The following is a 12,146-nucleotide window of genomic DNA, read 5'->3' on the forward strand; positions in this document are numbered from 1 at the left end:
CATCCAATTCCGTCGTATCTGGTACTTTACTAATATTTGCTCTTGGCCTTCCTCTTGTGCGTTCCAACTGGACGAGGGGGATGTCACCATGGAAAGATCCTTGGCGTTGTTCGCGCCGCTCTTGGTCACGGCTGTGCCGGTTCAATGTCTCGCGCAAGCGGCGCCGCCTGCTGGAAAGCCGGAGCCTGTCTACTCGACCTATGGCGTGCATAATCCGGCTGAGGACAGCCCCTGCACCAACCCGCAATGCACCTACCCCAAGCAACCCGGCCGGCCGACGGATCCCGTCTACCCCGTCTACTGGCATTCCAAGTGGACGATGTACCAAGTGTTTGAATATGGCGCGAAGCTGCCGGCGGCATCGCTGCCGCCCTACAAGGGACCGCCCCCCGGCCTGCGGCCGGGCAAGGATTATCGCATCTCGCAGGGCGCCACTTACTACGATTCGACCTGGCGCGGCGGCAGCGGCGAGGGTGCGATGATGGAATATTATGAGGATCGCTGCCTGCCGATCTTCCCCGGCATCGAGAACAACTTCACCTGCGCCTTCATCTCGCTCGGCGACATTGCCTTCTTCCTGACCTATGACAAGGATCGTCCGAAGGGCATGCCCCCGATCTGCCTGTTCTCGCCGCTCAACCATCCACCGCGCCGGGATTTCATCAAGCATCTGCCCTACAGCGCCCAGGACAGCGCCAGGCTCGGCGGCGGGGCGCAGGCCTATTCCTTCTGGGTCGGACCTGACGGCAAGCCGGTCCAGGTCGGCGTCGCGCCCGATCGCACCAACGCGGACCCCAGCAAAGGTGCCATCTTGTTTGGCTACGCGTTCGCGCCCGTAGACGGGCAGATGCAACCGCAATCCTTCTTCTTCTCCGGTATCCCGACCGACCCGCCTAAGGCGCCGTTCGTAGCCCAGGTCTATTCCGGCTTCGAGGCGACGCAGCCCGATCCCGCCAAGACCTGGGCCTTGGTGGCAGGCCTCAATCCGGACACGCTTCCCAAGTGCACGGTCATGGATGGTCCGCCGCCCCCGCCCACCAAAGGCCTGGCTGCGGCGGCGCCACGCCCGCTGACCTGGTTCGATCTCGGGAGGAAGCGGCCACAGGCGCATTGAAAGGGCGCGTGCCGACCAGCTCAGTCGAAGCCTGCGCGGAACGCGAACCGGACGAGCTGCCGCTTGGCGGGGAATCCAACCGCGTCCTCGTAATGCGTGCCGGTGAGGTTGCGCGCCGTGACGGAGGCGACCACGACCCTGTTGATGCGGTAGCGCACCCCCAGATCGAGCTCTCCATGGCCGGCTACCGTGACCATGCCGGTCGGGACCGAGCTGTCGAACAAGGACGAATTGGCGCGCACGATGGCATCGATCTCGAGGCGGGGGCCGGCTTGCCAGGTGGCATGGACATTCCCCTGCCAGCGTGGCCGCCCCCGCAGCGGCTCGGCGGAGGCCAGTCGAGTGTGAGTCAGGGCGGCCGATACCGCGAGGATGGGCAATGGCATATATTTCGCCTCGACCTCGAAGCCCCGTGCGCGCACCCGATCGCGATTGACCAAGCCGAAGGTGGCCGCATCGAAATCGATCAGGTCGCGATAGCGATTGTTGAAATAAGCGGCCCGCAATGAGCCCTGCCGCAGCGGCTGCTCGATGGCCGCTTCCTTGCTGACACTGCGTTCGGGCCGCAGGATCGGATTGCCGACCAGCGGATGCGACAGGGCGTAGAAGCTCGGCAATTTGTACCCCTGCCCGACCCGCCCCGAAAGCCATGGCCCGTCGGCGACCGGACGAACGGCAGCGCCGCCGAAACCGGTCGTCGAGGAGGTTCCATGCTCGACCATATCGTGGCGGCCGCCCCCGTCGAACCGCAGCCAGGAGGCAGGCTCGAGCCGCGCTTCGCCGAACAGGCTCCACGTGGCGCGCTGCTGCGTGAACGCGACCGGGAGCGGGAAACCGATCATCAGGGTGCCCGCGCTGCGCCCGTGCTCGTCGCGAAGCGCGCCGCCGACATCGGCTTCCAAGGGACCCGCGTGCACATTCATATCGGCCGTGACTTCCAGGCGGCGGAAATGACTGTCGTCCCGAAGCGCTGGCGTGCCGTCGAGCACGCCGGGCGCGATGGCCGGCATATTCGAGGTGTCCCGCTGGTCGCTATATGACACGGCAAGGCCCGGACGGAGCGGCGCGCCGATCGTTCGACGCAGCGTGAAGCCTGCTGCAGCAAGACGCTGCGTGCCATGCTCAAGCGCGCGCGAGACGGCGAGGCGGGGACCGCCGCTATCCTCCGGGAAGCGCTCGAATTGGCTGTGGCCGAACAGTCCGACGCCGCGCAGGGCAAAGCTTCCCAGCTGCTGGGTTACATGGGCGAGCGCCTGGCTGCGCTCGATCCGCGCGCCATCGCTCAGATTATCGTCCGAAAGGTGGCTGGCGTCGACGAACAGCCCGCCGCTGTGCCAGCCCGTGTCCAGAGAGGCGCCGCCCGAGACAGCACCCTGCGTGTCGGCGAAGCCGCGCGGCGCCAGGGCAAAGCCTTGTCGCTGGGAGATCCGCAGTCGCAGGTCGATCACGCCTGCAAGCGCATCCGAACCATGGATGGCCGACGCCGCACTTCGAAAGATCTCGACGTGATCGATCGCCTGCGGGTCAATCGTCAGGAAATCGAACGCGCCGCCGCGGCTGTTCGTCGGGTTGTTGAGGCGAAGCCCCTCGATCAGCACCAGCGTGAAGTTCGGCTCGCCGCCGCGAACCGAAACGAAGCTCCCGCCCGCGTCGCCACCGGTCGTGAAGGCGCGCACACCCGCCACATCGTTCAGCGCAGCCTCGAGCGAAACCGGTTGCCTGAGCTCAATGTCACGCAGTGACAGCGCCGGGGGCTCGATCGGCCCAGTGAGGCGCGACCCGGTGATGACGATCAAATCATCTTGTGGCGCGACAGGCGCCGCTTGCACGGCCAGCGCAAGTATAAGACCGATATGCATCGAATATCCCCCTCCGCCAAAATTGTCAGAAGCATCCGGCGCCGCAAACCGCTTTGCGTCCATTTGGGATCTATCATCAAAATACTTGGATGGCGGGCGGAAGAAGCCTGTATTCATGGCGGAGAGGAAAACAGCGCCGCCCGTTAATCGAGGGAGGGCGACGCTTGAGGGGAGCAGAACGCGATGCAAACGAGGTCAGTGCCGGGCACCGGGCATCCGGCTCCCTTGAACCGGACCGCGCGCGCTCCGTCCGCGCTCAAAGGTCGGCTCACCTTCGCGGCGCTCCTCCTTCTGCTGATATTGGGGCCCTTCTTCCTGTTCGGTCAGGACATCGAGCAATGGGCGCAGGCATGGCTTCGCCACGGCCGATGGATCGCGCCGTTCGTCATCGTCCTGCTGGCCTTGGACCCGCTCCTCCCGATCCCCTCGAGCCTGATATCGATTGGCGGCGCGGCGCACCTTGGTCTTCAAGGTGGCTTTGCATGCATCTGGATCGGGCTGCTGCTTGGAAGCGCGATCAGCTATGGGCTTGGCGCGGCCCTCGCGCGCAATGCCACCGCGCGACCCGCACCGCTGGATCGCCTCCCACGCCGCAGCTCGTGGCGAGACGTGTGGACACTCGCGCTGAGCCGACCGGTTCCCGTCGTGGCGGAGATGAGCAGCATCATGCTGGCGCGCAGCGGCATGCCGGTCGGCGTCTATATGGCGGTCAGCACTGCCGCCAATGCGGTGCTCGCGGCCTGCTATGCGGCGGCCGGCGCCCTGCTCGTCAACCAGACTTCGCTTCCGACGATTCTCATCGTCCTTGTTGGTCTTACGGGTGTGCCCTGGCTGATCTCGCTCCAGCTGCGCAAAAGGAAGCAGACTGCGCTCGAGCCGACGCACTGAGGCCACAGTCTCGGCATCGCCGGCGAACATCCTTGGCGAGGTCCAAAGCTCAGGCCTGGCGCTCGAGATCGCCCAAGAGGCTCCGCAACGCTGTCGAAGCGAGGGGGAGCAGCCGCACGGTGCGACCACGTCCATCGATCGGGTTCGGGCGGACAGCAACATAGCCGACCTGTTCGAGCGCCTTGATCCAGCGCAAGGCCGTCGTGGCAGGCACGGCCGAGGCGATGCAAAGGCTGCTGATCGAGACGGTCTGACCGGCCTCTTCGGCAACCAGCAAATCCAGCAGCATGTCCCACGCCGGATCCGCGAAGAGCCCGGCGCCCAGCAGCGCTTCGCGCTTGCGCCGGAATTTCAGGATGCGCTTGGCGATGGCGACCGCGTTGGGCGGTGCCGTTTGTCTGAGACGCACGTCCGGGCATGGCTGACACGCCGCGCCCAGGCGATTGGCGCCGTCACGGCTCGCAAGACTGCCGGCGATCATAGCCGAACATCCGCCCAATCTGCCCTGCCGCACCCGCGACCCGCTTTTCGGCGACCGAAGCAGTGCCGCTGCGCAAGCGGTGGCGCAGGGTGCCGACCGCGAGCAGGGCGAGCTGGGGGTAGCACCAGAGTTGCACCGTATCCTGATAATAGACCGGGAACGGCACCGGCTTGAAGATCCGCGCCAGATGGCACAGCACCATGACCGCCTGCATCGCCGCGAGCCACAGCGGCCAATATCTGTCCGCCCGCAGCGCCAGCCACACGAAGGCGACCAGCATGAGGCTGTCGACCATCGCAACCCCATATTCCGGACCCGCGAAGCGGTGCGTATTGGGTGCCATGATGATGAGGGTCAGAACGAGCCCGACCGCCATGATTCCGGCGGTCGTCCGCTCCGGCGCACCCCCTCGCCCCAGCGCATATGCTGTGACGAGGAGGAACGCGGTCAGGTAGAGCGTGATGCGCAACAACATGATCATCGTGTCGGCCGACCACATCGGGTGTGCGGCCGTCAAGGATCGGGCCGCCCGACATTATGCCGCCTGCTCCGCCGAGGTGACCGAAGCGAGGCTGGCGGTCGCCTGGCAGATGTCGCCATAGGCGATGACCGGCAGTCCCATGTCAGCACCGAGACTTGCAACCTCCTGATGGGCGGTAACACTGTTGCCACGCAGGGCGATCGCATCGCTCAGAATGCCGCCGACCCGCACCAGCGTGGCATGCCCCTGCGAGGCGGGCAGGCGGCGCGCCTGCCGCGCATCCAGCATCGTCGATATCAGGTCGGCAGACGCCCGGATCGTCGCGTCGCTTGCCGCTTCCAGTGCACGCAGGCGGCGGGCGACGGCGATGTCGGCGGCATTGAATCGTTCGGACATAGTCTCTCCTCTCGCGGCCGAGGCCACGCTGCGGTTGAATAGCTCTTGAGGTCAGGCCCGGCCGTATACCGACAGCAGGACGACCGTCGCCGCCACGAGGATCGCGATCCGGACACACAGCATGCTGATCCGCGTAAGGACATCATGCTGGTTCCGACGCCCCGGCAGGGGCACTGGCTGCTCTGGTACGAGAGTTTGAACGAAGACATCGCCCTCCGGTTGGAGGCCAATATCCCCCCGAGCCGCCAGCCCTTCCCCGTGACTGACCGGCTCAGATGATCGTGAAAACAGGTTGCCCGGAAGGGTATTTTCCAGGGGGGTAGGTTTTATACCCGGAACCCACCCTTTCGCTTCAGCCACGATCAGCGCCGCTGTTCTACGGTCCACGCCGCCAAGAACGCTTCTTGCCTCATAGATACGGTTGGCGACGGTCTGCTCGGCAATCCCCTCGAGCTTCGCGATCTCCCACGTCTTGCGACCCAGGAAGACGTGGTGCAGCAGCTCGATCTGACGCTTCGTCAGGCGCTCGACGCGCGGGTCCATTCCTGTCGTCCCTCCTGCCTCAGCTGGGCGGGGCCACGCTAGCAGCGACCCATGACGAAAGTCCAAGCCCGACAAGGTCGTAGAGCGGCATCGTCTGCAGGGCCGCCTCGTTCGTCAGCGATGCGCAACGACCCGCCGGCCGAAGGCTCCCAACGCGATCTGGCCTCCCGTTGCGACCACGACCTGCCCCACCTCGCCATTCGCCTCGAACGGATAGGTCGCATGCTGCCCATCCTGGCTTACCACGCCCTCGCCGATGGACGCCGCATTCAGCACCGCCTGCGCTCGGCTGACGAATTGACCGAACAGGGCGGACAGCTCCCTCCCCGTCTCCCCCTTATAGCGTCCGTCGGCGACGAACTGCTGCATGACCAGGGATGCGCGGACGAAGCCGAATTGCCGGCCCATCAGCAGCCAGTGCCGGACGGCGCCCTCTACTTCCCACGGCGCGACCAAGCCCTCGACCACCGGCCCATCGAGCGCGCCGAACGTCTCCATCTGAAGCGCCGCGATAGCCTGTTCTATGGCAGCCGCACGGACGTCCGGCTTCGTATCCGCCAGAGTGAGCGCGCTCGTGCAACCAAGGTAAAGCCGCAGATAGTCGACAAATTCCGCGATACCATTTGCCAGCGCCAGCGCGGCATGAGCCGCTTCGACCGTCAGGGGCGCAGCCGCGTCAACCTCGCGCTGCAGTTGCACCAGGGTGATGAGATCGGCCAGCGTGCGCGTCTGGAACACGAGCGCACCCTCTACCCCGAGCTGCGCGAGAAACGCCGGAAGCCGCGTGAGGTCTGCTTCGGTGACGAGATCGTGACGGCGCACCAGCTCCTCGACCGCGGAGGCGGGCTGATCTGGCCGGATCAGGTGGCGCAGGCCCTCCGCACCCAGGCTCATGAGCTTGATGGGGCTGACCAGCAGGCCGATCGTGTCCAGCAGAAGCAGAGACGTGCCATGCAGCGTCGACTGCAGCCCCGACAGCAGCTCTGCCCCGTCACGAAAATGATAATGATGGCCGGGATCCTTCGACGCCCAGTCCAGCCAGGCCGCCCCGCCGTCGATCAAAGCCAGGATGAGCCGTTCAAGCTCGGAAAGATTGTTCGGCCGATACAGCCTGTTCGCGATTGAGATCGTCATGCCCCGCTCCCCTTCTGCTCAATATCCGAGGCCGCTGTTGCGGCTAACCCGCGTCAACGCAAGCCGCCGACCCTTCCCCGTTGCTGGAGCGATGCAGGCGCGCCGGCACGCCCAGCAGAATACCGGTCTGGGGCGGCGATTTCGTGACGACCGCGCCCGCGCCGACCACGATGTCGTCCGGCAGTCTCACACCGGCGAGGATGCTCGCCTTGGCACCGATCCACACATTCACCCCGATCGTGACCGGAGCGCCGACCATGCCCGCCAGATTGTAGGGCTTGGTATGGCGGGCGTGATGGCGATCCCGGATCGTCACTCCTTCCGCGATCAGCGCATCGGGGCCGATCTCGATTCGCTCACCCGCTACGATGGTCGCCTGACGGTTGACGATCGACCTTGGTCCAATCGTCACGACGCCACCGCGCGCCTCGATCAAGCTTCCGGCATGGATATCGCAGCCGGCACCGATGACCACCCGCCCGCCGTCGAACGTCCGGATGTGCGCTCCGGCGCTGACATAGACGCGATCGCCGAACTGGACATCATAGCTGATGCGGATCAGCACCTTCCTGAGCCGGCCGGTTAGGCGGCGGAGCAGATAGTCGAAGTTCATTGAGCCCTTCGCCCCATATCGATCGCGCAGCCCCTGTCTTGCTGCAAGGCCCTGGCGACATGCAAGCGCGACCGCGCTACGCCACGCCTCTGGATGGGGCAGGTCAATCTGAGGTAGGCGGAACCATGGCCCGGCATCCGCTCCTGACGTGACCATTCTGCGTCGCAAGCTCGCGACCGCATGGGCGCTCCCGCGGTTCGTACGCCTGTGGCTCGGACCTGTCTGGCTGCTCATCGGACTGGCAGCCGTCGCGATCCGCTTGCTGCCCTTCCGACGGATTGCAGCCCTGCTCGGCACCGATCTTGGCGCATCCGGTTTCATTCCGCTCGCCGACGCCGTGCAATCGCGCCGCGCGTTGCAGATCCGTGCGACAATCGCGCTTGCGATCAAATATGCTCCGTTCCGTGCCGACTGCCTGCCCCAGGCGATTGCGGGCGCGCTGCTGTGCCGCGTCTACCAGGTGCCCTACGCACTTCACTTCGGTGCCAGAATGCGACCTCCCACCGACCATGCTAGCGCGATGGACGCGCATGCCTGGCTGGTAACGGATCGCATCGCCGTGACCGGCGGATGGGCCAGCTTCGACCATTATGCCCTGCTGCTCTGCTTGGTGTTCCCTGCGCTTCCCGTCGACCGCCAGGTCAGCGCCGACGCGCCCACGCCGTGGCCGCGACATCCCGAACGAGCCGATTGAGCAGCAACGGCAGCCGCGCGACCAGATGCACCGCAAGCGGCGCGCCTACGCCCACCTGACGGGCATCACATTCGCGCGGGAGCCATAGCCGCTTCGCCAGCGGCAGAAGGCCCCGCCACCCGGCATCGTCGGAGCGTGTTTCCCGGATCGTCCAGAGGAAGGACATCGGCCGTCTGACCACATGGTCATGATCGGGATCGATGCGGAGGCGGGTCTCCGCCCATCCGACCAGGCGCGCAACGTTTCGCATCATGGTGCCCGACGGCGCGGGCAACGCCGGGGCGTCGATACCCAGCAGGCGCTCGGCGAGGAGCGACCCGGCACGCACGCTCCGTTCCGCCCCCCAAGCGCGTGAAGTCGAGACGACCGCCTGGCCGTCACAGGTCGCAGTCAGGAGGCCCGCGAGATCGACCAGCCAGTTCAAGCGAAACCAGAAATGCCGCGCGCCATGCCAGGCGACATAGACGAGCAGGTCGGGCCCGGTGAGCACCGGAACGGCGTAGCCCGCAATCGCGACGCGGTGGGGCGCACTGACCGTATCGATGCGCGGCGCGAACATATCGCCATGCCCCAGTCGCGTGTGGATCTCTAGCGGTGGCAGGCCTGGCTTGGCCGGCGCAAGCTCCAAATCATATTTGCCGCTCAGTTGCGCGAGGCGCTGCCAATCATCGGCAATCGTCCATCCAAGCCGCCGTGCAACCTCGACCGCAGGCACGAGATCATGCGGATCGACCAGGATGTCCAGGTCGCGTGCCGTGCGCGGCGTCACGTCATGATATAATTGGTGCGCCAAGGCGGGGCCCTTGAGCGCGAGCCACTTTACGCCTGCCTCGTCGAGGCCACGGGCCAGCCGCGCCAGCGCCGCCGCGGTCGCGAGCGCGCGGCCATGTTCCTGCCGGGCAGCCGCCACAATCAGGTCCGGTACTGGCCCGGCCTCGCCGCGCGCTGCCAGGTCGCGCCACCCGCGCTCCATCAGCAGAATGACCCGGTGGCGTTGCGCCAGACCAAGCAGGGTCGCCGGATCAGGATCAGGGTCCGCAAGCGGCAACGGGCGGCCGAGGCCAGCTCCGCGGGCGACCAAGCGGGCCAGTGCGGCAAAGGCCTGCACCTGCGTCATGACATTTCCAGCTGGCGTAGCAGATCCGACGCGCACGCCTGGACCTCTGCCCAGGAACCCGCCGCTTTGGCCATGCCGTCTTCCATCACGATGACGTGATCGGCCGCGCGCACGGTCGTCCAGCGATGCGCGATGACGACGATCGCCATGCGGCTGCGAAGCGGGAGCAGCGCCTCGAGAATGAGCCGCTCGTTTGCGACATCAAGCGCGCTGGTGGGCTCATCGAGCAGCAACAGGCGTGGCTCGCGCAACAAGGCACGCGCGAGCGACACACGCTGTCGCTGGCCCCCGGACAGGCGGATGCCGCGATCGCCGACGATCGTGTCCAGTCCCGCCGGCAGTCCGGCAATGAAATCGGCCACAGCCGCACTCTCGAGCACCTGCCACAGCCTGGCCTCTCCCACCTCGCGGCCAAGGCTGAGATTGGCGCGGATCGTATCGTGGAAGAGAAATCCGTCTTGCGGCACATAGCCGACCGCTCCGCGCCAAGCCGCGCGCCGCTCCGCATCGATCGGTTCTGAATCGACCGTCATACGCCCCTCATAAGGCGCCACCAACCCGAGAAGGACGCCAGCCAAGGTCGACTTGCCGGCGCCCGATGGGCCGATCACAGCGGTGAGGCGACCAAAGGGAATGGCAAGGTCGACGCCACCGAGGGCGGTGCGAGCGGTCTCCGGATAGCGAACCCGCGCGCCTTCGAGCCGCAGTAGCTGCGTGAAGGCCGGAACCGCGCCAGGACGAGCCTCCTCCTTCGCCGCGCGGCACAGCGTCAGCAGGTCGCTTGCGGCCGTATAACCCGGCACCTGCTGGAGCAGACGCTGCCACGCATCCTGCAGCGCCAAGATGGCGATCAGCAGCCGCGCGTAGACAAGCGCGAGCACCAACGCGCCGGTCACCGTCATGCCCATGATGCGGACAGCCACCACGAGCAAGAGCGCGACACCGATCGCGCCCAGGGCCTGGAACGTGGCGCGCCTGCGCGCCTCGTCCGCAACCGTTGCAACCTGGCGCTCGCCCAGGTCGGCAACGAGCTCGGCAAAGCCGCGTCGCCGCTCGGTTTGCGCGCCGAACGCCTTCAGGATCATCAGACCCGCCAGCCCATCGGTAATCCAGGCGTTCAGCGATCGGCCGCTCCTCCCGACCTCGCGACCGAGCGCCAAGCCGCCCGGACCGATCCGGCCGGCGAGACCCAGCCCGACGATGGCGCTGAGCGCCGCCGCGAGGCCGATCAGCGGCGACATCCACAGCGCCACCGCCAGCATCGCCAGCGTGACGACGGCGCTCGAGACGAGCAGCGCGAGCTGCTCCATGGCGGCGCCCGCGCGCGCGGCCTCGCCGATCTGGACATGCGCCAGATCCGCCGTGCGCAGTCGCAGCACGCTCAGCCAGTCCATCTCCAGGATCGCGGCATGGATCTGCTCCCGGATCCGGTTGACGAACGACAGCCGGATCCGTGCCGCTGCCACCGCGCGGGCGCGGCTCATCCAGGCGGCAGCGACCACGACCAGCACATAGATCAGCAAGGCCGGCTCGAGCTTGCCCAGCCAAGAAGGTCCGGCGGCGACGCCTGCCCCGCCGCCCACATCGAGCAGCTTGAACAGGGGCAGGAGCAGAAGCAGTCCAGCCGCCTGCGCCAGCGCGCCCGCAGTCGAGAGACATGCCAGCCCGAGGAAAGGGCGCGTCTCCGTGCGGACCACGTCACGGACGAAGCGACGGATCTCACGGCGCTCGTCCTGCCGTTGGGGCCGAGCGTCCGTCATGCCAGATATCGCACGCCGGTGCGGCGCGGGATCCACTCGATCACGTCCCCTGCCGGCAGGAGCGGCTTCGCGACGCGATTGCGCGTCGCCAGGATGAGCCTCAGAAAGGCGCGGAGGCTGCGCGGACTGACGCTGGCCCAACTCAACCAGATCAGCGCGTGCAGGGTGGCGCGGTCGGGCCGGAGGCGCGCGCGGCGGATCATCCTGGCGAAGACACCCGGCCGACGCCCGCTCCACAACAAGGTCGACCCATAAGACAGGAAGGCGAGCGGATGGACCTTGCCGGCACTTTTCCGAGCCGGAAGGTGGATCGGGTCACCCCCTGCGGCGAACAGGGCGCTGGCACCAAACATCTGGTCGACGGCAAATTCGAAGCGTTCCGGCGCGCCGCGCAACTTGGTGCTAATGCGCGAGTGACGCACCGTGGTCAGCACCTCGCCGATCACGCCGATCCGCCCCGTCGCGGCGATCCGATAATAGAGGTCGAGGTCTTCCCAATATTCCGCTGCCTCACGATAGCCGCCGACCGCCTCGAACGCCGCGCGGCGGACCATGATCGACGAGTGGGAGAAAGGCGCGAAGCGCGATTGCTGCAGGAGCCGCCAGAAATCGCCCGGGCGAATTCTCCTGCCCGCCTCGTCCATCCCGTCCCATAAGGTCCCCACCAGCGCCAGCGAACGATCGTTCGACAGCGCCGCAACCTGTCGGGCGAAGCGTTGCGGGTAAGCGCGATCGTCCGCATGGATCACCGCGATCAGCGCGGCTCGCGCCTGTCTTGCCAGCCAGTTGGCGCTGCCAGCAAGTCCAAGCGGCTGCTCGGCGCGGAAGAGCCGGATGCGCGCATCCGCCGACGCATAATGCTGCGCCACGTGCCAACTCCCGTCGCGCGACCCGTTGTCGCCGATCAGGAATTCGAAATCGCCCCAGGTCTGGGCGAGCACGCTTTCGATGCTGTCCCGCAAATAGGGCATGCCATCATGAACGGGAAGGATCACGCTTAGCGCCGGCGTCACCGCAAACTTACCCCCTTCATGCGCAGAGGTTTAGGCACGCCATACCGAGCCCG

The 12,146-nt window shown here is 66.5% G+C and carries 13 protein-coding genes; 3 read left to right on the forward strand and 10 right to left on the reverse strand.

What is annotated here, in order from left to right:
• The first annotated feature begins 88 nt into the window (after positions 1–88).
• A complete protein-coding gene (locus tag ACOJSI_RS09035; protein ID WP_420137940.1) occupies positions 89–1,114 on the forward strand; it encodes a hypothetical protein in 1,026 nt (341 codons plus the stop codon).
• 20 nt (positions 1,115–1,134) lie between these two features.
• On the opposite strand, the gene ACOJSI_RS09040 is transcribed toward ACOJSI_RS09035, so the two are convergent.
• Complete coding sequence (locus ACOJSI_RS09040; RefSeq protein WP_420137941.1) at positions 1,135–2,973, reverse strand: TonB-dependent receptor plug domain-containing protein; 1,839 nt, start codon at positions 2,971–2,973, stop codon at positions 1,135–1,137.
• 183 nt (positions 2,974–3,156) lie between these two features.
• On the opposite strand from ACOJSI_RS09040, the gene ACOJSI_RS09045 reads away from it, so the two are divergent.
• Complete coding sequence (locus ACOJSI_RS09045) at positions 3,157–3,861, forward strand: TVP38/TMEM64 family protein (RefSeq protein WP_420137942.1); 705 nt, start codon at positions 3,157–3,159, stop codon at positions 3,859–3,861.
• A gap of 49 nt (positions 3,862–3,910) precedes the next feature.
• Here ACOJSI_RS09045 and ACOJSI_RS09050 read toward each other — a convergent pair whose 3' ends face one another.
• The 6 genes from ACOJSI_RS09050 to ACOJSI_RS09075 all read right to left on the reverse strand — a co-directional run bounded on the left by ACOJSI_RS09050 (position 3,911) and on the right by ACOJSI_RS09075 (position 7,509).
• A complete protein-coding gene (locus tag ACOJSI_RS09050) occupies positions 3,911–4,270 on the reverse strand; it encodes a hypothetical protein (RefSeq protein ID WP_420137943.1) in 360 nt (119 codons plus the stop codon).
• Between the two features lie 43 nt (positions 4,271–4,313).
• Complete coding sequence (locus tag ACOJSI_RS09055; RefSeq protein WP_420137944.1) at positions 4,314–4,859, reverse strand: hypothetical protein; 546 nt, start codon at positions 4,857–4,859, stop codon at positions 4,314–4,316.
• An 18-nt stretch (positions 4,860–4,877) separates the two neighbouring features.
• Positions 4,878–5,219, reverse strand: a complete 342-nt coding sequence (locus tag ACOJSI_RS09060) for a hypothetical protein (RefSeq protein ID WP_420137945.1) — start codon at positions 5,217–5,219, stop codon at positions 4,878–4,880.
• 51 nt (positions 5,220–5,270) lie between these two features.
• Complete coding sequence (locus tag ACOJSI_RS09065; protein WP_420137946.1) at positions 5,271–5,762, reverse strand: hypothetical protein; 492 nt, start codon at positions 5,760–5,762, stop codon at positions 5,271–5,273.
• A 114-nt stretch (positions 5,763–5,876) separates the two neighbouring features.
• On the reverse strand, positions 5,877–6,896 hold the full coding sequence (locus tag ACOJSI_RS09070) for a hypothetical protein (RefSeq protein WP_420137947.1): 1,020 nt from the start codon (positions 6,894–6,896) through the stop codon (positions 5,877–5,879).
• A gap of 43 nt (positions 6,897–6,939) precedes the next feature.
• Positions 6,940–7,509: an acyltransferase gene (locus tag ACOJSI_RS09075; protein ID WP_420137948.1), complete on the reverse strand. Its 570-nt coding sequence runs from the start codon at positions 7,507–7,509 to the stop codon at positions 6,940–6,942.
• 148 nt (positions 7,510–7,657) lie between these two features.
• Here ACOJSI_RS09075 and ACOJSI_RS09080 point away from each other — a divergent pair, with 148 nt between their 5' ends.
• Positions 7,658–8,203, forward strand: coding sequence for a lasso peptide biosynthesis B2 protein (locus ACOJSI_RS09080; RefSeq protein ID WP_420137949.1), 546 nt, complete (start codon positions 7,658–7,660; stop codon positions 8,201–8,203).
• Here ACOJSI_RS09080 and ACOJSI_RS09085 read toward each other — a convergent pair.
• Genes ACOJSI_RS09085 through ACOJSI_RS09095 form a run of 3 tightly spaced genes read right to left on the reverse strand, consistent with a single transcriptional unit; the run spans position 8,151 to position 12,075 of the window.
• Positions 8,151–9,320 (reverse strand): nucleotidyltransferase family protein, encoded by a 1,170-nt coding sequence (locus tag ACOJSI_RS09085; protein ID WP_420137950.1) that lies wholly within the window; start codon positions 9,318–9,320, stop codon positions 8,151–8,153. The genes ACOJSI_RS09080 and ACOJSI_RS09085 overlap by 53 nt on opposite strands.
• Positions 9,317–11,080: an ABC transporter ATP-binding protein gene (locus ACOJSI_RS09090; RefSeq protein ID WP_420137951.1), complete on the reverse strand. Its 1,764-nt coding sequence runs from the start codon at positions 11,078–11,080 to the stop codon at positions 9,317–9,319. Before ACOJSI_RS09090 ends, ACOJSI_RS09085 begins: the two co-directional genes overlap by 4 nt.
• Positions 11,077–12,075, reverse strand: a complete 999-nt coding sequence (locus tag ACOJSI_RS09095; RefSeq protein ID WP_420137952.1) for a glycosyltransferase family 2 protein — start codon at positions 12,073–12,075, stop codon at positions 11,077–11,079. Before ACOJSI_RS09095 ends, ACOJSI_RS09090 begins: the two co-directional genes overlap by 4 nt.
• Positions 12,076–12,146: the final 71 nt, after the last annotated feature.

This window comes from Sphingomonas sp. (assembly GCF_048595155.1).
Taxonomy (GTDB): Bacteria; Pseudomonadota; Alphaproteobacteria; order Sphingomonadales; family Sphingomonadaceae; genus Sphingomonas_I.